Below are 21,727 nucleotides of genomic sequence, written 5' to 3' on the forward strand. Positions count from 1 at the left end.
TACTTTACAGTATCCGGTTTGGAAAAGGCAACAAAAAACCGGACCCTCATCGGCCCGGCTGGATCTTCTGCTGTTCAAACAACGGCTGTTTCGTATCGGCATCGTAAAACTGGATGGTCGTGTTCGGCGGCAGTTTCACCCGGGCGACCAGATACGGATAGGTGATCACCTGGGCGTAGAGCCTGCCCGGTTCCGGCTTGGTCTGCTTGACGTACACCTTGAGCTGCTCCAAGCTCCACTCCGTACCGGTCACCTTCAAACCGTAACCGGGATTGGGCGCCTGACCGAGGGCGATCACGTACAAGTCACCCAGGTTGTGCACGCCCCGCTGCTCCTTCACCTTCTGGACAAATGCTTTCTCCTCTGCGCTCAATTGCCCGTTCTCAAGCACTTTGAACGCATCATCGTCTCCTTTTGGCTTCACGATATCCACCTCCTTCGTGGTTGGGTTCCATTGAATCGAAAGCCCCGCCTGTTCGATTACCCAGCGAAGCGGCAGATAGACAGTGCCGTTGTACTCCCGGGCTCCGTGCTCGATTGTGGTCCACTTCCCGTCGACGGCCACCTCGCCGGTGTTCAGCTTGAAAGCAAGAGTCCTGTTTGATGGCAGCGACAGCACCCCTGTATTGCCCTCCACCTTCCAGGCGGCTTGCAGAAACTCGCTCACATCCGCCGCAGCCGCATAGGTTCGCTGGTTGACTGTAATCGCCTCGTGCTTCCATTGCACGGCGTGACCGTTCACTGTGATCTTGGCGGTTACATCAGCCACAGCCGGAACGGTGAGGAGCAGTTGCAGCCCGACGGCGCAGGCCACAGCCTTCTTCCATTTCATGCGCAATTCCTCCAATCTGTTACATCATGTGTTGCTGTTTACCTTGTATGACTGCTTGGAGATGGGAAATGTTTCATGAACATCCAAAACCGCTTCGACCATAGTCAGCGGATCAACATACTGCCCACCATCAGCACGGCGGGAATCGTCAAGAGTGCGAGCAGCGTGGAAAAGACCGTCGTCATCGCCCCCATCTCCTCATCGGCCGCGTACCGGGCGAACAGGATGGACGCCATCGCCACCGTCGGCATGGCCACCTGAACAATCGCGACGCGGGTAATCTCCTCGTCCACGTGCAGTTGGGACAACAGCAGCGCTGCCGAGAGCGGAAACACAAACAGCTTGAACATAAGCGGCACGCCCAACAACGGCAGGGACACCTGCCGCTTGTTGCGCAGGAGGAGCGGCAGCAGCATGCCGATGTAGAGCATCGCCAGAGGAGAAGCCAGCCGGGCCAGCGCTGCAGCCAACTGCTTCACCGGTTCGGGCGGCGTCAGGCCGGACATCGCAAAGCCGAGACCGGCAACGATGGCGATCATCGGAATGTTGACCATCGCTTTCAGTCCCTTCAGCGAGAACCTCGCTTTCTCCTGCAGCATCATCACCGCCACGGTCCACATGACAAAATCAAGTCCGGCGTCAAAGACGGCGGCGAGCACCGCCCCTTTCGGCCCAAACAGGGCAGCGCACAGGGGAAGGCCGATAAATCCAGTATTGCCCAAACCGGAGAGAATAGCCAGTTCACGCCGCTTTTTGGCAGATAGCGGCAGCGTTCGCGCCCCCAGCCAGCCGATGAGAATGCCCAGGCAGTTTAATAGTACAGAAACAGCGAATATTCCGAAGATTTGCAACATGAGACGATCGTCAATCGGCGTTTGAAATACCCCGTCTAATATGATGCAGGGCATCGCCACATTGACGATAATCGTGATCAGGAGCTGGCGGGAATCGGCCGCGAGCGGCTGGCGGATGCCGATCACCGCACCGATGCCGATGATCGCCGCCATCACCAGGATCGATTGAATAAGCGTGTTCATTTCCATCGTCGACGACCTCCGGTGCCTCGTCCCTGTGCTACATCTCTACCGGCTGCCAGGTGAGGCCGTTCGGTTCTCCTTTTTCGCAGGTGCGCAAAATGTCGCCGCAGACGGGAATTGCCTGCTCCAGCGGTACACACCAAGCGGCGGGAAAAGCCACCTCGCTGCCTTCGATCGTCAGGGTAGTCATGACGGCTGCCGGCTTGTCCTGCGCCAGCACGTAATGGCGCTCGACTGGCTCGTGTTCTTTCCACTGCACCAGGACGAGTCCCTGATTTCCGCCGGCCACCACCAAATCCACGTGGTCGCCGTACGCGGCGTGCACCAGTGTCCTGGTCGTGCCGTCCAGTTGGGCGATCGCCTTCAGCACCTCGTGCCAGGCTGTATGGTTTTGCTCCGTGCCGGTTTCGTCTGTATACATGCGCCAGTCGTTTAACATCGTAAAATCTCCTTTTTTCTCTCCGGCCGAATCGCCACGAGTGCCGCCGGAGTCCGTGATTCATTGGTGTGATGATGCCAGAAACAGCAGCCCCCGCTTTCCGGGAAAGGGGGGCTCTTTCACTTCGTTCCTATTGTACGCCTCTTCGTATGCAGACTCAACCACGAACTTCACTGCCGTAACGGTACAGGCAAAGCCAATCTGCCAATCTGGTCCACAGCCATCATGTTCCGCATATTTTGGGTATCCTAAAAAAATGGGAGGCCGGTTGTTTCTGGTCATTGACAAATACGGCAAAGCCTTTTAGTATGATCCCATGAAATTCATATCAACTTAGTGGGGGTTTCTCGATGAAAAAATGGGTTTGTGCAGCTTTAATTACAAGTTTGCTACTCGGTATTACCGGCTGCGGCACGTCCACAACGCCTGCCCAGCCTGAACAATCTGGTGCTTCCAACGGTGAGGCCTCCACGCAAAACCTGCTGGAGAAAGTAAAGGCAGAAGGCAAACTGGTCATCGGCACGGAAGGCACCTATGCCCCGTTTACGTTCCACGATCAATCGGGAAAACTGACCGGCTACGACGTGGACGTCATTACCGAAGTGGCCAAACGGCTCGGCGTGGAGCCAGTCTTTCAGGAGACACAGTGGGACGCGATGTTCGCCGGTCTCGACGCCAAACGCTTTGACGTGATCGCCAACCAGGTAGGCATCAAGCCGGACCGCCAGGAAAAATACGATTTTTCCCAGCCGTACTCCGTATCCCGCGCTGTCTTGGTGACGCACAAGGACAACAACACAGTGAAGGACTTCTCGGACATCAAAGGCCTGAAAGCCGGCCAGTCGATGACCAGCAACTACGCTGACATGGCACGTGAACTGGGCGCCGAAATCGTCGCCGTCGACAATTTCAACAACGCCATCGATCTGATTTCCACCAAGCGCGTTGATGTCGTGATCAACGACAACCTGTCCGTCCTCGACTTCCTGAAACAGAAGCCGAACACGCCGATCAAGATCGTCAAGGAGAACCAGGAAGGCGTCCCGTGCGCTTTCATGTTCCGCAAAGGCAGCGACGAACTGGTGCAAGAGATCGACAAGGTGCTGGAGAGCATGAAGCAGGACGGCACGCTGAAGCAAATTTCCCAAAAATGGTTTGGCAAAGACATCAGCCAATAACCCAGGTTGGCTTGCCAGGTGGCACGGCCTCTGATTCCGGTCGGAGTGGAGGTCGGCCACTTTTCTTCTTACAGCCAAGAAATTACAGCCAAAAAACGGAGGCTTGACCGGCCTCCATCCCGTTTGTGACGGAGTGAAATCTGGCGCATTGACAAAACGGATCAACCCTTTTAGTATGGTCTCAATATTCCAACCAGTCATATTGTTTCAGGGGGATTTTTCCATGAAAACACGATTGGTTTTCGCACTCATCTCCACCTTGCTGTTGGGAGCGGCCGGCTGCAGCTCCGCCAGTCCATCTCCATCCGCCGACACTGCCTCCGCCCCTGCCGAGCAAAAGGCCGAGCAGAACCTGTTGGAAAAAGTAAAAGCGGAAGGGAAACTGGTGATCGGCACGGAAGGCACCTATCCTCCCTTTACGTTCCACGATTCGTCGGGCAAGCTGACCGGCTTTGACGTGGAAGTGGTGTCGGAGATCGCCAGACGCATCGGCGTCGAGCCTGTCTTTCAAGAGACACAGTGGGACGCGCTGTTTGCCGGTCTTGATGCCAAGCGCTTTGACGTGATCGCCAACCAGGTGGGCATCCGGCCGGACCGCCTGAAAACGTACGACTTTTCCAAGCCGTACACCGTATCCACCGCCGTGCTGGTGACCCACAAGGACAACAACACCGTCACCAGCTTTTCGGACATCAAGGGATTGAAAGCGGCGCAGACGCTGACCAGCAACCTGACCGACATCGCCAGAGAAAACGGCGCGGAAATCGTCGCCGTGGAAGGCTTTAACCAGGCGATCGGCCTGCTCGTCTCCAAGCGGGTGGACGTCACCATCAACGACGGCCTGTCCTTCCTGGACTATCAAAAGCAGAAGCCGGACACGCCGATCAAAGTCGTCGCCAAGCATCCGGACAGCGCCAAAAACGGCTTCATGTTCCGCAAAGGCAGCAAGGAACTGGTAGACGCCTTCAACAAGGCGCTGGACGACATGATGCAAGACGGCACGTATCTAAAAATCTCCGAGAAATGGTTTGGTGCAGATGTTTCCAAATAGCTTGTTCGACAACCCTGAACGCCTGGAGCGATGGATTGAGATCGCACAGAGCTCGTTTCTTCCCCTGTTGAAAGGAGCACTGACGTACTCGCTGTCGCTGTCCATCATTTCGTTTGCCATCGGCCTGGTGATCGCCGTCCTGACGGCGCTTGCCCGCATCTCCGGCAGCAAGCCGCTGGTGGCCATCGCCCGCGTCTACGTCTCCATCATTCGCGGCACGCCGCTATTGGTGCAGCTCTTCATTCTCTTTTACGGCCTGCCCAGCGTCGGTCTGACCATCGATCCGTTTCCGTCCGCAGTGATCGGCTTTTCCCTCAACGTCGGGGCGTACGCGTCGGAAGTGGTGCGGGCCGCGATTCTGTCCATTCCCAAGGGACAGTGGGAAGCCGCCTATTCGCTGGGGATGACCTACCGGCAGGCGCTGCAGCGCGTCATCCTGCCGCAGGCAGCCCGTGTCTCGGTGCCGCCGCTGTCCAACTCGTACATCAGCCTGGTGAAAGACACGTCGCTGGCCGCCACCATTTTGGTGCCGGAGATGTTCCGCAAGGCGCAGGAGATTACCGCCACCACCTACGAACCGCTGCTGGTCTATTCAGAGGCTGCGTTCATCTACTGGATGATCTGCTTGATCCTCTCCTTCATCCAGGACCGGATCGAAAGCAGGCTGGACCGTTACGTCGCCTAGAAGGGAAGAATGTTGGATGATCGTCATTTCAAATCTTCACAAACGCTTTGGAGACCTGCATGTGTTGAAAGGGGTCTCGCTGACGGTGGAAAAAGGCAAGGTGGTCGTCATCATCGGACCGTCCGGCTCGGGCAAAACCACCCTGCTGCGCTGCCTCAACGCGCTGGAACTGCCGACCGAAGGCAGCGTCCAAATCGGCGAGGTAAAGCTGGACTTCTCCGCCCGCGGCAAAGTGGACAAGGCGGAGATCGCCCGGCTGCGCCGACAGACCGGCATGGTGTTTCAAGGCTACAACCTGTTCCCGCACATGACCGCCCTGCAAAACGTGATGGAAGGGCCCGTCACGGTAAAGAAGGAATCACCGGACAAGGCCAGGGCCAAGGCGGTCTCCCTGCTGACCAAGGTGGGGCTGGCGGACAAACTGGACCACTACCCCGCCCAGCTCTCCGGCGGGCAGCAGCAGCGTGTCGGCATCGCCCGCGCGCTGGCGATGGACCCGCAGGTGATGCTGTTTGACGAACCGACCTCCGCTCTTGACCCGGAGCTCGTCGGCGAAGTGCTGAAGGTCATGAAGGAACTGGCCCTGGAAGGCATGACGATGGTCATCGTCACACATGAAATGGCGTTTGCCCGGGACGTGGCCGACGAGGTGATCTTCATGGACCAGGGACTGATTGTGGAACGCGGCACGCCGGAGCAGCTTTTCACCCGCCCGCAGGAAGAGCGCACGCGTCAATTCTTGCAGCTCCTGAGCTGAGCGATTAACCCGGCGCTTTCGTTCAGCAATCAAAAAGGCTCTGTGTTTTATGCAAAACACAGAGCCTTTTTTGGTTGCAGGGCCCGGAAAGCCGGCAGGCTGTAACATGGAAGCAGCCTTGCTTGCGGCTTTTGGAACGTTTACACATTCTTCATCATTTCTCCATCTTGCCGCAACATCTGTGGCTTACCATTGGAAATGTCAGACCCTACCGAAGGACATAACGTCCTCCATGTTTCCGCCCGCAGCCTCCGCTGAAGCCGGGCGGGTTTTTTTGTGCGTTATGCTCACGCCATGCTATCCCATCATCTGCACCAGCTTGCGGGAGACCAGCAGGAGCAAGAGCCCCATCACGATTGCCAGCAAACCGATCAAGCCAAACACTTCCAGATAACCGAGCGATTGCGTATAAGAAGCCAGTTCACCCGCCAGAATGTTGGCTACGCCCGTGCTGGCCAGCCAGACGCCCATCAGCAGGGACGCCAGCTTGACGGGAGCGATCTTGCTCACCATCGACAGTCCCACCGGCGAGAGGAACAGTTCCCCCAGCGTGTGCAGGAAGTACGTCATCACGATGAACATGACGTTGGCTTTGTTCAAAATGTGGTTTTCGTCGCTCCCGGTGTGCAGAACCGCCAGGAGCAGCACCATATACCCCATGCCGAGCATGATCATGCCGATCCCCATTTTGGTCGGGATCTTCAGATCACCCCGTTTGCTGGACGCCAGCTTTACCCACAAACCGGACAGGATCGGCGCCAGCAGCACGATGAACAGCGGGTTCAGCGACTGAAACCAGGACGTCGGCACCTCGTAGCCAAACACCTGCTTGTCCACAAACTTGTCCGTGTACAGCGTAAGCGAGCTGCCTGCCTGTTCAAAGCCGGCCCAGAAGAAGACCACAAAACAGGTGATGATAATAATCACTGCGGTGCGCTGTTTTTCCTTTTTGGTCAGCGGAGCGTTGGCCGCAGCAGCCTTGGCCTTATCCTCCGATTTCCCCACAGGCTTTTTGCCGATGTCGCCGAGATAGCGATTACCCAATAGATTGAAAATGAGCTGGCCGATCATCATGCCGATCGAAGCGGCCAGGAAGCCGTATTTGAAGCCGTATTGAACCACGCCGTTTACCGTGGTCTTGAAGAGGTCTTCCGCCAGATATCCGCAGACGAGCGGTGCGAAGAAGGCCCCGATATTGATCCCCATGTAGAAAATGGTGAACGCCGAGTCACGTCTGTTGTCGTTTTCCGGATACAGTTCGCCGACCAGTGTGGAAATGTTCGGCTTGAAAAATCCGTTCCCGATAATCAACAGTGCCAGACCGAGATACAAGCCCAACAGACTGTGTTCCGCAAACAGGACGAAGTTGCCGGCCGCCATCGTGATCCCGCCGATGGTAATGGCCAGTCTTCTGCCCAGATATCGGTCGGAGAGGTATCCGCCGATCAGCGGCGTAAAGTAAACCGCGCCGGTAAAAAATCCGTAGATGCTCATGGCGACGCCTTTTTCAAACCCAAGCCCCCGCTGATAAGCGCGGTGGTGAGATACAGGGTCAACAGCGCCCGCATGCCGTAGTAACTAAAGCGCTCCCACAGTTCCGTGAAAAACAGCAAGTACAAGCCAGGAGGATGTTTTGGTTTGCCTTGCCGCGTGTTCACAGCTGCCTCCATATAAGTCCCTCCTAGATGTCTGACGTCTAACGTTTTGTATCATATCACAGTTTTTGGGAATCTCCCCAAATTAAAAAAATTTGAATTTGTATTATATGAATGAAAATATTTTAGTTAAAACAGACAAAATCCGCATCACATCAACATTTCTTATGTGCAAACAAACATATACCTGCTATACTTTCTGTAAAAAAGTGGAGGTTTTGCTTTGCCTCCGTGACCATGATCGGAATCGTCCTGGCGCTGTTTATTGCCGTCTTTCTGATCCTGTTTACTTAGCCCCTGAAAAAGTAAACGCGGGCCCCTTTAAGGTACCCGCGTTTACTGTTTTTCCTACCTCGCCGCCTGCAGTTCATCCACCAGCACCAGATACATCGCGTGCGACCAGAGAAGCGGCACCGCCGGCATCCCGGCCCGATCCACCCACAGCTGGTAGTGGTCTGGCGCCAGCAGATGTTCCTGCACCTGCTCCGGCAGGCCGTCCGTCGTCCAGGTTGACTCGATCCAGCGGCAGATTGCCGCAGCCTCGTCGTGTCGGCCGTTTCGTACGTAATACCAGCCCAGCCAGGCAGACAAGAGCGGCCACTGCCCGCCGCCGTAATAGGTATCACCCCGGTACCGGTGAACGCCAAAGCCGGCCAGAAGCTCCCGCTCGATCCGCGTCACGGTCCGGACCATCAACGGGTCATCTGCGTCCACCAGCCCGAACGGCAGGGACAGCCACAACAGACTGGCATCTGCGGACGGATCGCCCAGCGACTTCACAAACGCGCCATCCTCCGTCCCCCGCTCCAGCACGAAGCGGCGGACAGCATCAGCCAAGCTGTTCAGCTCCTCTGCCCGCTCCGGCAGATAATCCATCATTGCCCGCACACCGCCGTATACGGCCGCCAGTGTCGCCGGGTGGATGCGGTCGCCGTGCTCCTCCCAGCAGTCAAAGTTGGTCAGCTGCCAGCACGCCCCGAGGTAATCAAGCGTCAGGTCGACAGAGGTACGAAACTGCTCGATCAGGCTCCGCTCTCCGCTGCGGCGGACATGCTCCGACAGCCCCCAGAGCCACGTCCCGTACCCGTCCAATTGAAAGCTTCCCCACTCGCCCTCCACCTCGTCTCCGTCAACGGTGAAGCGGGCGTGCAAAAAGCGTCTGTTGGCCTCCTCCGCGCTGCCTGCCCACCCCGCGCGAACGGCGGCGATAGCTTCTTTGGCCTTGTCGGCGTGTTTGTTTACAACGGCATCACACCAGGTGTAAAAACGGCGGGAACTCTCATGGCGGCCAAAGCGGTCCAGCGCATAGGCGACAAACGCCCCGTCCCGCAGCCAGGCGTACCGGTAATGAACAAACGCCGGCGATGCCAGATAGGCGCCCGTCCTGGCCTGATGGCGCAGGATGATGTCGATGCTGTCGTCGATCAGCGACCTCGTCGTCACGGCACTCTCCTCCCGTCGCTCACCCTTTTGTCCCGCCGGCGGACAAGCCGGCAATCAGATAACGCTGCGCCAGCAAAAAGACGATCAGCACAGGCAGCGTGACGATGATCGCCCCGGCCGCCATGTAGTGCCAGTCGGAATTGAACTGGTTGACAAACTGCTGCAAACCGATCGGCAGCGTGTACATGCGCTGTTCGGACATGAAGGTAAGCGCGATCAAAAATTCGTTCCACGCCGTGATGAAGGCGAAAAAGCCGGTCACAGCAATACCCGGCAGCGACAGCGGCAGCACAATCCGATAAAACGTGCCGAATGGGGACAAGCCGTCCACCCGTGCCGCTTCCTCCAACTCGTAGGGTATCGTGTCAAAGAAGTTTTTCAGCATCATCACGCAAAACGGAACCGCTACCGTAGCATATGCGAGCACCAGGCCGAGGTAGCTGTTCAACAGTCCCAGCGCGTTGACAATCCGGTACAGCGGCACGATCAACAGCGCCCCCGGGAACATCTGGGTGAGAAAAAAGCTGAAGGAGATGACCCGTTTGCCGGAAAAACGGAAGCGAGACAAGGCGTAGGCTGCGGTGGCGGACAATGACAGCGCCACGAGCGCAGTCAATAACGCGACGAGGAAGCTGTTGGCCATCCACTGCAAAAAGACGCCGTCAGCACGGGTCAGCACGTGAACGTAATTCTCCCAGGTAAACGTCTGCGGAACGATGGCCAGCTCGGTCGAAAACACTTCCGAACGCGGCTTGAAACTGGTAGAAAGAATCCACAACACAGGAAAGACGGCAATTGCGGATGCAGCGATCAAGAGCAGGTGCACCCACCAGTTGGACGTGCGCATCTCAGTAGTACACCCCCTCGTTGCTGTTGGCTTTGATCAGCCGCCGGTACAGCACCGTAAAGGCGAGCAGAAAACTGAGAATCACCACGCCGTAGGTGGCGGCCATGCCAAAGTTCCAATTCAAGAACGCCTCCCGGTAGGCGTAGGTGACGAGAATTTCCGTGGAGCGGACCGGACCGCCGCGCGTCACCAGGAAAATAATCGTAAACATGTTAAACGTCCAGATCACGCCGAGCACCGTCGCCGTTGCCGCCACCGGCCTCAACAGCGGCAGCGTGATGTTCCAGAATTGGCTCCACGGCGAAGCACCATCCACGCGGGCCGCTTCGTAGAGGGATGGCGGGATGCTTTGCAGACCGCCCAGCAGCGTGATCATCATGAACGGTACGCCCACCCAGACGTTGACCATGATCACCGAGACCATCGCCCAAAAACTGTCGCCCAGCCAGGGAATCGGTGAGAATCCCAGCTTTTGCAGGATGATGTTGAACAAGCCGTACGTTTGGTTGTACATCCACGTCCAGGAAAAGGCGGAGACAAACGACGGCACCGCCCACGGAACCATCAGCAGCATGCGGTAGATGCCGCGTCCTTTGATGTTGCGGTTCAGCAGAAGCGCCAGCCCCAACCCGATGACGAAATGGAAAAAGACATTGACAAACGTCCAGACCAGCGTCTGCACAATCACGTCGCGAAACACCGAATCGGGCTTGAAAAACGAGGCAAACAAATCGACGTAGTTGTCCAGTCCGACAAACGTCCAACTGGGCGGGGCAAATTTACTGCCCATGTTGTACTGGTTCATGTCAGTAAAGCTGTAGATGATTCCCTGCACCAGCGGATAAAACACCAATAGCGCCATCACCACAAGCACAGGCGTGAGAAACAGCCAGGCGATCCACTTGTTGCTGCGTATTGTCAACCATCACGCCCCCTTTTCCAACAACGTCCTTCGACAGCGCGAAGGGAAGAAAAGCCCATTGGCCATTCTCCCTCGCGCCTTCATACGGTTTTCGTTTTCATTCGCTATTGTCCCAGCAGCGCTTTCCACGCGCCGGCAACCGCGTCCAGTCCTTCCTGCGGCTTTTTCTCGCCCTTGTAGATCGCCTGGATCTCGGGGTCGAACGAGGCGAAAATCTGTCCCCCTTCCGGAATGACCGGCCGGTTCTTGGCGCTTTCCATTACCGCCTTAAAGTCGGAGATCAGCCGGTTTTCCTTGATCTCCGGCATCTCATACGCTGATTTACGCGTCGGCAGTGTGCCGTTTTTGCTCGCCAATTTGGCCTGGCTCTCCTTGCTGGTGAGGAAAGCGATCAGCTTGTAGGCGGCCTCTTTTGATTTGGAACCGGCGTAGATGGCCAGGCTGTGCCCGCCCACGGGAGAGCCGGTATGCCCGTCCGGTCCGGCCGGAATCGGAGCGATCCCCAGGTTGTTCGGATCGCGGAACTCTTCCCCGGCGAGGATGTCGGATGTCGCCCAGGGGCCGTTGAAAATCATCGCCGCGCTCCCTTTTTTAAAGGCTTCATTCATGGTCTGGTAGCTGTTGGCCGCGTCCAGATCCTTCGGGTACGCGTGATCCTGATCGCGCAGTTTCAAGGCAAACTCGATGCCCTTCACCGCGCCCGGCGTGTTGATCAGCACCTGCAGGTTGTCGTCGATCAGCCCCCCGCCAAACGCCCAGATAAACGGCAGCGAGAAGTACGCTTCCGTCTGGCGGTGGTAGAAGCCCCACCTGTCTTTGCCGTTGGACAGCGCCTTGGCGGCTGCGGCAAATTCGTCCATCGTCCGGGGCGGCTCGTTGAACCCGGCCTCTTTCAGCATCCGCTTGTTGTACAAGAGAGCCAGCGCGTCGGTCACCTCCGGAACGCTCCAGACGTGTCCGTTCCACTTGCTGTAGGAAAGCGGCGCCTCCAGGAAGTCGTCCTGATCCGCAAAGTAGCTGTCCAGCGGCTCCAGCAGCCCCATTTTGGCAAACTCCGGCGTCCAGGCCACTTCGGAGCGGATCACGTCCGGTCCGTTGCCAGCCTGCGCCGCGGTGCGAAACTTATTCTGCGCCTCGCCGAACGGGATCAGCTCCAGGTTTACCTTGATCTCTTTGTTTTCCTGTTCAAACTGGCTGATCAGTTCCTTCAGCGCCACCGTCTCTGATTCGCGCATCGTCGTCCAGAATGTAAGCGTGACCGGCCCATTCGTTTGCTGCGCCGGCCCTCCCTGCTGACCGCCTGTCTCGCTGGAGCCGCCGCAGCCGGCCAACAGCGAACCAGCCAACGCCATCGCGGTAAAAATGCTGAAAAAGCGTTTCATCCATGTACCCCTCTTTCTTCCTGACATACAGGTTAATCTGCCGGACGTGTCGCCGCGGCCCATTCTGGCGGTGCCCCCGTCGAGAGGGCGGCTGCTTGGGGCAAACTGAAGCTGTTTTGGCAAGTGTTGCCGGTCAGCGCACAAGTTCAATGCAAACGATTGCACTAAATTGTGTCAGAAACTGCCCCAAATGGAACGCGCGGCAAAACCGCCTTGCATGTACTACCATCCTACACGAAACATTCCAGCCGAGAAAACGCTTGCAAACAGCCGAATTTGTCCGATTTTCCTTTTTATGCTAGAATTCCGCCATAATTCTGCCAATTTTTCTCGCACGCGCCTTTTTTCTGTAAATTTCATTCATTCCCTATTTTTGCGCATTAACAGTTTACAAGCGGATGCTTTTCCGGTACGATGTTGAAAAACAAACGTTTGCACAGAACTGGGAGGATTGTATGTCCGTTACGATCAAGGATGTGGCCCGCGCGGCGGGAGTCTCTCCTTCCACCGTGTCCCGGGTCCTGTCCCATCATCCGAAAATCAGTCCCGCGACGGTGCGAAAAGTCCGGGAGGCCATGGAGGCGCTTGGCTACCACCCCAACATCATGGCCAAAAGCCTCGTCTCCAAAAGCACGCAAACGATCGGGCTTGTTCTGCCCCGTTCCGTCGAAGAGTTTGTCAATCCATTTTTTTCCGAGGTGCTGCGCGGCATGCTGGCCTGCGCCCAAACAGCCGGATACGACGTGCTGATGTCATCGGCCAACAGCCGTCCGGAAGAGCTGGAGTCGGTCAACCGGATGATCCTCGGCCGCCGCGTGGACGGCATCATCCTGATGGCCCCCCGCAAGGCGGATCCGCTGGTAGATCTGTTGCTGGAGCACGACTTTCCCTTCGTCCTGCTGGGCCGCTCGCTGGAGCGGGACGATCTATTGTGCGTCAACAACAACAACGTGCAGGCCGCGTTTGACGCCACCCGCCACCTGATCGCCCAGGGGCACGTGCATATCGGTTTTGTCAGCGGGCCGCCGGACATGGTCGTCTCGGAGGATCGGCTGGAAGGCTACAAGCGGGCGCTCGCCGAAGCGGGGCTCCCGTTTCGCCAGGAGTGGGTAATGACGGCGGAGATGCTTCAGGCAGGCTTCCACGCCACGTCCCTGATGATGAGCCAGCCGGAACGGCCGACCGCTTTCGTCGTGATCGACGACGTGATCGCATTCGGGTTTATCCGCCAACTGTACGAAGCGGGACTGCGCGTCCCCGACGATGTCTCGGTGGTCAGCTTCAACAACATCATGCTGTCCGAACTGAGCAATCCGCCGATCAGCACCGTGGATATCGGCATTTACCATCTCGGCTACACGACCGTCCAACTGCTGATTCGCAAGCTGGCCGGCGAGACGATCACACAGCCACAGATCGTGCTGCCCCACCGGCTGATCGTCCGCGGCTCATCGGCCCGACAGCCGGATGCGTAACCGGGGAAGACGCTTCATGGGAAGGAGAATCCACATGATGAATCCTGTCACTGGAAAACCGTATCTCAACGACGCTGTCATCGGCAACGCGTCAATGCTGGCCGCTCTGGGCCACAACGGAGAGCTGTACCGCCTCTGGTGGCCGCATGTTGACTTCCCGCAGCACGTGGAGCGGATGCGCGCCGGCGTCTTTGTGGAGGAGGAAAGCGAGGAGACCGTTTGGACAGACGACCCGGCTGAGTGGCAATGGGAGCAGGCTTACCTGCCGCGGACCAACGTGCTGCGCACGGCGGGGACGGCCCGCCGTCTGCCTCTGCGCTGGGAAACCGTCGATTTCGCCGTGCCTGGCGAGCCGCTGTTGGTTCGCTTGTACAAATGGACCAACACAGGCCGCAAACCGATCCGGCTCCGCTTTTTCTGCGCCGCTTCGCTCACCATCGGGGAAAACCGCCTGTACAACTGCGTAACCTATGACCCCCGGATCGACGGCCTGGTGTACTTTCGTCATCAATACGCGTTTGCGCTGGCCAGTCCGCTTGGGTGCGCCCAGTACACCTGCGCCGACGCCTGGAAGCACGCGTCCCAAGGGTATTTGCCGGGCAACAAAGTGGCCATGGCGCCGGACGGAGCACTCGGCTGGACGTTGTCGCTGGAACCGGGGGAGACAGCCGCCATTCCTGTCTATCTCACAGCGGGAAGTCGGGTGGACGAGGCTGTAAACGCAATGTGCCGGGCATTTGCTGTCTCGGTTGAGCGGCATCTGGAGCAGACCGAGCAGTACTGGCACGACTTCCTGAACGCACAGCCCACTCTCCCTGCCGGCTGCGACGAGCGGATTCGCCGCGTCTACGAGCGTTCCCTGCTCGTCTTCCGGCTGATGGCCGACGAGCAGACAGGCTGCGTGATCGCCGCGCCGGAGTTTGACGAGACCTTTACCCGCTGCGGCGGCTACGCCTACTGCTGGGGGCGGGACGCAGCGTACATCACGACCGCCTTTGACCGGGCCGGTCTGAGCAATCTAACCCGGATGTTCTACCGCTGGACGCTGACAGCGCAGGACCCGGACGGCTCGTTTCAGCAGCGCCATTATCACGACGGACGGCTTGCCCCTTCCTGGGGACTGCAGATCGACGAGGGCGGTTCCATCCTCTGGGGGATGCACCAGCACTATCTGGCGACACAGGATCGGGCTTTTCTCGAAGAGGTGTGGCCGGCCGTGGAAAAAGGGACGTCGTTTCTGCTCTCCTATCTGGACCGCGACACCGGACTGCCGCTGCCCAGCCGCGACCTGTGGGAGGAGCGCAATGCGGAGCACACGTATTCTGCCGCCGCCGTGCACGCCGGCATAAGCGCCGCAGCGGCAATGGCTCGGGAACTGGGGAAAGCCGACCTGGCCGACCGCTGGGAACAATCCGCCAATGCCCTGAAAGAAGCCATTTTGACGCGGGCTTATGACGAACAGCGGGGAACGTTCTACCGCGCGCTCAAACTGCAGGTGGACCGCTCCACCTACCAGCGCGCCGTCGAGTCCGGCCTCTGTACATTCACAGAGACGGACGAGAAGGGATACGTCACCTATTACGTCCAGCACGATCCGGTCTACGACATCAGTCTGCTCGGTCTCAGCGTGCCATTTGGCCTGCTGGACGCAACCGATCCGCGCATGGCCCGCACCGCCGACGCAATTGAACGCACCTGCGCCGTCCCCGGCGTCGGCGGCATCCGCCGCTACGAGGACGACCGCTACATCGGCGGCAATCCGTGGATTCTCACCACCCTGTGGCTCGCCCAGTTTCGGATCGCCCAGGGCCGGTTTGACGAGGCCAAACGCCATCTGGAGTGGGCCGCTGCCCATGCCAACCCGCTCGGTCTGCTGCCGGAGCAGGTCGACAGGCAGACCGGCGAACCCGCTTGGGTCGTGCCGCTCACCTGGTCTCACGCGATGTTTGTGCTGACCGTGCACCTGCTGATGGAGAACGGACAGTTGTAGATATTTTCACCATACAAAAAAACCACTGGGGTTCCAGTGGTTTTTGTCATGTCGCGCCTTTGTCCGCCATATCGTTTTCCGTGAGCGTAAGGTAATGCTGCAGTTCTTCGTAAAATGCGGGATTGCAAGCCATCACGCTGCTTTTCCGGTCGAACGGCAGCGGGCTGCCGGTCATCGTCGTCACACGTCCGCCCGCTTCCTCCACGATGATCCTGCCGGCTCCAAAATCCCACGCGTTGAGCGACAGGCTGACGTAACCGTCCAGCCTTCCCGCGGCCACGTAGGCCATTTCCAGTGCCGCGCTGCCCAAGAGGCGCATCCCCCGCACCTTGCCGGCCAGTTTTTTCACGATCAGGTCGATGCCCATCTGCTCCGCCCGCTTGTTCCAGAAGACGCTCGTACACAGCAGCGCTTCCTCCAGCTTCACCTGCCGCTCCAGGCGCAGCGGCCTGTCGTTGAGGTAAGCGCCTTCTCCTTTTACCGCGTAAAACATCTCGTCGCGGGAAGGATCGTACACCACGCCGACCAGTCCTTCCCCCTTGTGGTAGACGGCAATGGAGACGGAAAAATTGATCTGCTGATGGACAAAGTTGGTGGTGCCGTCAATCGGATCGATCACCCACAGCGTATCAAACTGGCGAGGATCGCCAGCAAACGTGCTCTCTTCCCCGAGAATGCCGTGGTCGGGAAAATGGCGCAAAATCGTTTCGACCACGTGTTTTTCCACTTCCTTGTCCACGGCGGTGACCAGGTCGGAGGCGGACGTCTTGTATTCGACGGTAAACGGCTGCTTCATTCGCTCGAGGCTCAGCTGACCCGCGCCTCGGGCGCAGTGAAGGGCCAGCTCTTTCAACGCCGTCAGAGTTGATGCTTGCACACGTATCGCCACCCACATCTTGACTTTGCCTTTAGTGTACCATACTTTGCCTGCGGATACACCGTTTCGTCTGTCCCGGTTGTCGATGCGCCTGTCTGCCGCCGGACAGCCGGAAAGCGGCGGGAGGCCCGTCAGACGGACCTCCCGATTTCTCTTGTATGCCAGCGGCCGCGCGAAGCTAACAGCAGCGCGATACTCCGCCTTTTTCATACCGTTCCCGCAGCGCGTACATGTAGTACTCCCGCTCCGTCATCGGGAACAAGCCCGGTTTGGCGTGGGTCGCGTACCAATGCTGCAGATAACGGTCGTAGTCCGGCATGCCAAAAATGGTCTTGATCGTCGAACGTACCTTGCGCAGCGATTGGCGAATCGCTCTCCACTTGCGTCTCATGCCACGTGATTTCCTTTCCCGTCGTAGTAATTGTCCCCTTTGGACTGGACGTACGGCGACTCGTACAGCGGATACTGCTTGCCGCGCAAGATGTTGATCCACAGGCGCAGGCCGTCCAGAATAATGCCGATGGTGATGGCCATGAAGATGGCGCAGACAACGGCGTCAATCTGGTCGTTGAAAATCATTTTTTGCGCGGCTTCCACTGACTTGACGCCGCTTGGCAGGGTGCCGGCATCAAGCGCTTTCTGGAACGCTTCGGCATGAGCGAGGAAGCCGATTTTCGGATCGCTGTGGAACAGCTTTTGCCAGCCGGCTGTCAGCGTCGCAGCTGTCAGCCAGGCCATCGGCACCAGCGTGACCCAGGAGTACTTGGCCTTGCCCATCTTGAAGATGAGCGTCGTCCCGACGACAAAGGCGATTGCGGCCAGCATCTGGTTGGCGATGCCGAACAGCGGCCACAGCGTATAGATGCCGCCCAGCGGGTCCATCACGCCCTGCAGCAGGAAGTACCCCCATCCGGCAGAAATCAGGGCCGAACCGATCAGGTTGCCGGGCAGCCAATCCACCTGCTTCATTTTCGGAAACACGTTGCCCAACAGATCCTGCACCATGAAGCGGCCGACGCGGGTGCCGGCGTCAATCGTGGTCAGAATGAAAACGGCTTCAAACAGGATTGCAAAGTGGTACCAGAAGGCCATCAACGCCTTGCCGCCAAGGATGCCGGAGAAAATGGTCGCCATCCCGATCGCCAACGACGGCGCACCGCCCGTCCGGGACAAAATCGTGTTCTCCTGGATGTCGTTCGCCATCGCGGTAATCTGTTCCGGGGTAATGGTAAAGCCCCAACTGTTGATCACCTGGGCTGCTGCTTCGACGTCCACGCCGATCACGGCAGCCGGCGAGTTGATGGCAAAGTACATGCCCGGCGTCAGCACGCAGGCGGCGATCATCGCCATAATGGCGACGGCCGATTCCATCAGCATCCCGCCGTAGCCGATCAGCGGCGCGTGCGATTCCTTGGCGATCATCTTCGGCGTCGTCCCCGATGACACCAGCGCGTGGAAACCGGAGACCGCACCGCAGGCAATGGTGATAAACAGGAACGGGAACAAATTGCCCGCAAACACGGGGCCTGTACCGTCGATAAACTTGGTCAGCGCCGGCATTTGCAGCGGCGGCAGTGTCAGCAGGATGCCGACCGCCAGCACGGCGATCGTGCCGATTTTCAAAAACGAGCTCAGGTAGTCGCGCGGCGCCAGCAGCAGCCAGACCGGCAGGACGGAGGCGATGAACCCGTAGATGATGATCATCCAGGCCAGCTGCGCCTTGCTAAATGTAAAGACCGGCCCCCAGGTGGGCGAAGCGGCCACCTCCTGCCCCCACCACAGCGACAGGAACAAGAGCGCCAGACCGATCAACGAGCCTTCCAGCACTCGTCCCGGACGGATGTAGCGCATGTACAGGCCCATGAACAGGGCAATCGGCAGCGTCATGAAAATGGTAAACGTCGCCCACGGCGATTCCGCGAGAGCGTTTACAACGACCATTGCCAAAACAGCAATCAGGATGACCATGATCGCCAGGATGCCCACCAGTGCCAGCGCCCCGCCGACGGGCCCGATCTCTTCTTTGGCGATCTGGCCGAGCGACTTGCCGTTGCGGCGCATCGACCCGAACAGGATGACAAAGTCCTGAACGGCACCGCCCAGCACTACCCCGACGATAATCCAGATGGTCCCCGGCAGGTAGCCCATCTGCGCGGCCAGCGTCGGTCCGACGAGCGGACCAGCACCGGCAATCGCCGCAAAGTGGTGGCCAAACAGCACCCACTTGTTGGTCGGCACAAAGTCCTTGCCGTCGTTGTTCACTTCCGCCGGCGTGGCCCGGTTGTCGTCCAGGCCCATGATTTTTTTCGCGATGAAGCGGCTGTAGAACCGGTACGCGACGGCATACGTACAGAACGCGGCGGTCAGCAGCCAGAACGAGTTGACTTGTTCGCCCCGGGAGAGCGCCAAAAAGCCAAACCCGACCGCGCCCAACACGGCAATCCCGCCCCAGATCAGGACGGAGAGCAGCCATTTTTTCATCAGTCCTTCCCCCTTGCCTATCATGTAGATACATAAAACCTAACCATACCGTATCACGGAAGAGGGAGGACGCAGAACGAAAATTGTCTGAACAGTACAAATAAAGACATGAACGGCGATTATGGCGCATGAACGAGACGTACTTCCATCAGAACCCCAGCCGCTTTTTCAGTTCCTTCACCACGTTTCGGCTGACCGGCACTTCCGTCCGGCGCGCGTCCTGCATGACCAGGTGGACGGCTCCCTTGAACCAGGGCACCAGTTCTGCCGTCTTCGCCAGATTGACGATGTAGGCCCGGTGGGTGCGGAAAAACTGATGCGGGGACAGCCTGCTCTCCAATTCTTGCAGGGAGAACGAAGTGGCGTACTGGTCCGCTTCGGTGTAAATGGTGGCGTACCGACTGTCCAGCGTGGCGTAGACGATGTCGTTCGGATCGATCAGCATGATCTTGCCGTTTTTCTCCACAGGGATGCGGCGCGGCTGCTGGTGGGCCAGAACGGACTTCAGCAGGGTGTTCAACTGCTCCTCCAGCTGGGGAACGTGGCTTTGAACCGCTTCGTTTTGTCGGCGCAGCCGGCGAACCCGGTTGATCGTCTTTTCCAGGCGGTGTTCACTAAATGGCTTGACGATGTAGTCCACCGCGTCCGTCTCGAAGGCGCGCACGGCGTGAATTTCGTACGCGCTGGCAAAGATGATGATGGGCGGCTTTTGCATCGTCTCGTACAGCTCCTGGCCGACATCCACGCCGTCACGATCGTGCAGGTGGATATCCAGAAAGACGGCGTCCGGTTCCGCCCCGGTGATGGATTCAATCGCTTCCTCACCGCTCGCCGCTTCCCCGATCACCGTCACGTCCGGAAATTGTTCCAGCAGATAGCGCAGTTCGGCGCGGGCTGGTGCTTCGTCATCCACGATGAACGCTTTCAGCATGCGCTTTCACTCCTATCGGCAGATGTATGACGCAGGTCGTTCCCTTCCCCTTTTCGCTCTCAATCACGATGCCGTACGGCTCGCCGTAGATCGACTGCAGCCGGCTGCGGACGTTGGACAGCCCGATCCCGGAGAGGCGGCGCTTGCCGTCTGACGGCGGCGGCGGCTCGAACGGGTCGCCCTCAATCCCGACGCCGTTGTCCGCCACCGACAGCTCCAGCGTCTGCCGGTCCTGGAGGCGGGCAGCGATCCGCACGACGCCCCCTTCCCGTTTGGGCAGCAGCCCGTGCTTGACGGCGTTTTCCACCAACGGCTGCAGCACCAGACCGGGCACCAGATAGCGGTCCACACCCGGTTCGATGACGTACTCCACCCGCAGCTTTTCCCCGAAGCGGGCCCGCTCGATCGCCAGGTAGGCCTCGATGTGCTCCAACTCTTCCGCCAGCGTCACAAAGCCGCCGGAGTCGTGCAAGTTGCGGCGGAAGTACTCGCCCAAATGGATCAAAAGCTCCCGCGCCTGCTCCGGGCGAAAGCGGATAAACGACACGATCGTGTTGAGCGCGTTAAACAAAAAGTGCGGGTTGATCTGCGCGTGCAGGGCCTTGATCTCCGCATCGGCCAAAAGGCGCGCCTGCTTCTCCAGATCGGCCAGCTCCAGTTGGGTGGAGATCAGGTTTCCCAGCCCCCGGACCAGTTCCAGGTCGACCGCCGACAGCTTGCGGGAGCGGTCCTGGTAAAGCTTCAGCACGCCGGCAATTTCCCCTTGCTTCCGCATCAGCGGCACGAGAATGGCACAGCGCAGCGAACAGTTGGGCTCGCGGCAGCCTATTTCCTCCTTGGTGCGGGCAATCTTCACCTCTTTGGTTGCCAGCACCTCGCGGGTCGCCTTGGTCGAAATCTCCTCGCCGACGACGTGATGCGACGAACTCGCACCGACGTGGGCCAGCACCTTTTTCGTATCGGTGATCGCCACTGCCGCCACCCGGGTCGTGCGCAAAATTTCTTCCGCCACCTTTCTCGCCGACTCGTAGGTCAGGCCCTGCCGCAGGTAAGACAGCGTCTTGTCCGCCACCTGCAGCGTCCGCTGGGCCTGCAGGGCGCCGATCCGGTCTTCTTCCGTCTTGACCAGGTCGATGATGATGATCAGGATCGCGATGCCCAGCGCATTGACCACCGACATCGGCACACTGATCGCCTTGATCAGCGCCAACGCAGCCTCGTACGGTCTGGCCAGCAGCAGAATGATGCCCATCTGCATCCATTCGGCGATGAACCCGACGGCCAGCGCCATCGTCCAGCGAATCTCCCGGGAGCGGCGGAACTGGTAGATAAGACCGGCCAGCAGCCCTTCGCTAATCGTGGAGATCGCGCAGGCGAGATCGGTAAAACCGCCGAGCGTGTAGCGGTGGATGCCGGCCACCAGACCGGTCAGCAGCCCCACCCAGGGCCCGGCCAATAGGCCCGCCACCACCGTGCCGATCACGCGCGAGTTGGCAATCGCGTCCTGGTACCAGATGCCGTTGTAGGTTCCAAATATGGAGATGGCGGAAAAGATCAGCACCATCACCGCTTTATCCTTAACAGTGGCCCGTTGGTTCAGCAAACTGCGAAACGCCTTGACGCGGGTAAACAGCAGCGTTGCCACCACCAGCACGGCGGTCCGCTCCGCCAGTGTCACCATCAGGGACAAGTTCATCGGCGTCCCTCCTTTTTCGGTCAAACTGTTGCTTACATTATCGCCAGCG

General features: G+C 58.6%; 18 protein-coding genes and 1 pseudogene. 6 read left to right on the forward strand and 13 right to left on the reverse strand.

Annotated elements, in window-relative coordinates:
- Positions 1-46 precede the first annotated feature (46 nt).
- The 3 genes from IRT44_RS01155 to IRT44_RS01165 all read right to left on the reverse strand — a co-directional run bounded on the left by IRT44_RS01155 (position 47) and on the right by IRT44_RS01165 (position 2,308).
- Positions 47-832, reverse strand: a complete 786-nt coding sequence (locus IRT44_RS01155; RefSeq protein WP_171566030.1) for a stalk domain-containing protein — start codon at positions 830-832, stop codon at positions 47-49.
- A gap of 104 nt (positions 833-936) precedes the next feature.
- Positions 937-1,875 carry an AEC family transporter gene (locus IRT44_RS01160; RefSeq protein WP_230077298.1) on the reverse strand — a complete coding sequence of 313 codons (939 nt, stop codon included), beginning with the start codon at positions 1,873-1,875 and terminating at the stop codon, positions 937-939.
- 31 nt (positions 1,876-1,906) lie between these two features.
- Positions 1,907-2,308, reverse strand: coding sequence for an Imm1 family immunity protein (locus IRT44_RS01165; RefSeq protein WP_171566028.1), 402 nt, complete (start codon positions 2,306-2,308; stop codon positions 1,907-1,909).
- A 350-nt stretch (positions 2,309-2,658) separates the two neighbouring features.
- On the opposite strand from IRT44_RS01165, the gene IRT44_RS01170 reads away from it, so the two are divergent.
- From IRT44_RS01170 to IRT44_RS01185, 4 genes are all read left to right on the forward strand, one after another.
- On the forward strand, positions 2,659-3,486 hold the full coding sequence (locus IRT44_RS01170) for an amino acid ABC transporter substrate-binding protein (protein ID WP_171566027.1): 828 nt from the start codon (positions 2,659-2,661) through the stop codon (positions 3,484-3,486).
- Positions 3,487-3,709: 223 nt separating this feature from the next.
- Complete coding sequence (locus tag IRT44_RS01175) at positions 3,710-4,537, forward strand: amino acid ABC transporter substrate-binding protein (RefSeq protein WP_171566026.1); 828 nt, start codon at positions 3,710-3,712, stop codon at positions 4,535-4,537.
- Positions 4,524-5,222, forward strand: a complete 699-nt coding sequence (locus IRT44_RS01180) for an amino acid ABC transporter permease (protein ID WP_171566025.1) — start codon at positions 4,524-4,526, stop codon at positions 5,220-5,222. Before IRT44_RS01175 ends, IRT44_RS01180 begins: the two co-directional genes overlap by 14 nt.
- A 16-nt stretch (positions 5,223-5,238) precedes the next feature.
- A complete protein-coding gene (locus tag IRT44_RS01185) occupies positions 5,239-5,979 on the forward strand; it encodes an amino acid ABC transporter ATP-binding protein (protein ID WP_171566024.1) in 741 nt (246 codons plus the stop codon).
- 297 nt (positions 5,980-6,276) lie between these two features.
- Here IRT44_RS01185 and IRT44_RS01190 read toward each other — a convergent pair.
- The 5 genes and pseudogenes from IRT44_RS01190 to IRT44_RS01210 all read right to left on the reverse strand — a co-directional run bounded on the left by IRT44_RS01190 (position 6,277) and on the right by IRT44_RS01210 (position 12,228).
- Positions 6,277-7,649, reverse strand: a pseudogene (locus tag IRT44_RS01190) (peptide MFS transporter).
- 333 nt (positions 7,650-7,982) lie between these two features.
- The gene (locus tag IRT44_RS01195; protein WP_230077299.1) at positions 7,983-9,077 is read right to left on the reverse strand and encodes a glycoside hydrolase family 15 protein; all 1,095 of its coding nucleotides are present in this window, start codon (positions 9,075-9,077) and stop codon (positions 7,983-7,985) included.
- Between the two features lie 19 nt (positions 9,078-9,096).
- A complete protein-coding gene (locus tag IRT44_RS01200; protein ID WP_171566018.1) occupies positions 9,097-9,924 on the reverse strand; it encodes a carbohydrate ABC transporter permease in 828 nt (275 codons plus the stop codon).
- Between the two features lies 1 nt (position 9,925).
- Positions 9,926-10,846 (reverse strand): carbohydrate ABC transporter permease, encoded by a 921-nt coding sequence (locus IRT44_RS01205; RefSeq protein ID WP_230077300.1) that lies wholly within the window; start codon positions 10,844-10,846, stop codon positions 9,926-9,928.
- Positions 10,847-10,950: 104 nt separating this feature from the next.
- Positions 10,951-12,228 carry an extracellular solute-binding protein gene (locus tag IRT44_RS01210; RefSeq protein ID WP_230077301.1) on the reverse strand — a complete coding sequence of 426 codons (1,278 nt, stop codon included), beginning with the start codon at positions 12,226-12,228 and terminating at the stop codon, positions 10,951-10,953.
- A 455-nt stretch (positions 12,229-12,683) separates the two neighbouring features.
- On the opposite strand from IRT44_RS01210, the gene IRT44_RS01215 reads away from it, so the two are divergent.
- Both IRT44_RS01215 and IRT44_RS01220 read left to right on the forward strand, forming a co-directional pair.
- Entirely contained in the window at positions 12,684-13,703 is a 1,020-nt protein-coding gene (locus IRT44_RS01215; RefSeq protein WP_171566015.1) for a LacI family DNA-binding transcriptional regulator, read from the forward strand.
- A gap of 34 nt (positions 13,704-13,737) precedes the next feature.
- Positions 13,738-15,693, forward strand: a complete 1,956-nt coding sequence (locus IRT44_RS01220) for a glycoside hydrolase family 15 protein (protein ID WP_230077302.1) — start codon at positions 13,738-13,740, stop codon at positions 15,691-15,693.
- A gap of 46 nt (positions 15,694-15,739) precedes the next feature.
- On the opposite strand, the gene IRT44_RS01225 is transcribed toward IRT44_RS01220, so the two are convergent.
- The 5 genes from IRT44_RS01225 to IRT44_RS01245 form a co-directional block, all read right to left on the reverse strand.
- Positions 15,740-16,570, reverse strand: a complete 831-nt coding sequence (locus IRT44_RS01225) for an inositol monophosphatase family protein (RefSeq protein ID WP_171566014.1) — start codon at positions 16,568-16,570, stop codon at positions 15,740-15,742.
- Between the two features lie 178 nt (positions 16,571-16,748).
- Positions 16,749-16,961 carry a CstA-like transporter-associated (seleno)protein gene (locus tag IRT44_RS01230; RefSeq protein ID WP_171566012.1) on the reverse strand — a complete coding sequence of 71 codons (213 nt, stop codon included), beginning with the start codon at positions 16,959-16,961 and terminating at the stop codon, positions 16,749-16,751.
- Complete coding sequence (locus tag IRT44_RS01235) at positions 16,958-19,051, reverse strand: carbon starvation CstA family protein (RefSeq protein ID WP_171566011.1); 2,094 nt, start codon at positions 19,049-19,051, stop codon at positions 16,958-16,960. Before IRT44_RS01235 ends, IRT44_RS01230 begins: the two co-directional genes overlap by 4 nt.
- Before the next feature lie 148 nt (positions 19,052-19,199).
- Positions 19,200-19,982 carry a LytR/AlgR family response regulator transcription factor gene (locus IRT44_RS01240; RefSeq protein ID WP_171566010.1) on the reverse strand — a complete coding sequence of 261 codons (783 nt, stop codon included), beginning with the start codon at positions 19,980-19,982 and terminating at the stop codon, positions 19,200-19,202.
- Positions 19,957-21,678: a sensor histidine kinase gene (locus IRT44_RS01245; protein ID WP_230077303.1), complete on the reverse strand. Its 1,722-nt coding sequence runs from the start codon at positions 21,676-21,678 to the stop codon at positions 19,957-19,959. The genes IRT44_RS01240 and IRT44_RS01245 overlap by 26 nt, the downstream gene beginning before the upstream one ends.
- Positions 21,679-21,727: the final 49 nt, after the last annotated feature.

It is taken from the genome of Brevibacillus sedimenti (assembly GCF_020923495.1).
Lineage (GTDB): Bacteria > Bacillota > Bacilli > Brevibacillales > Brevibacillaceae > Brevibacillus > Brevibacillus aydinogluensis.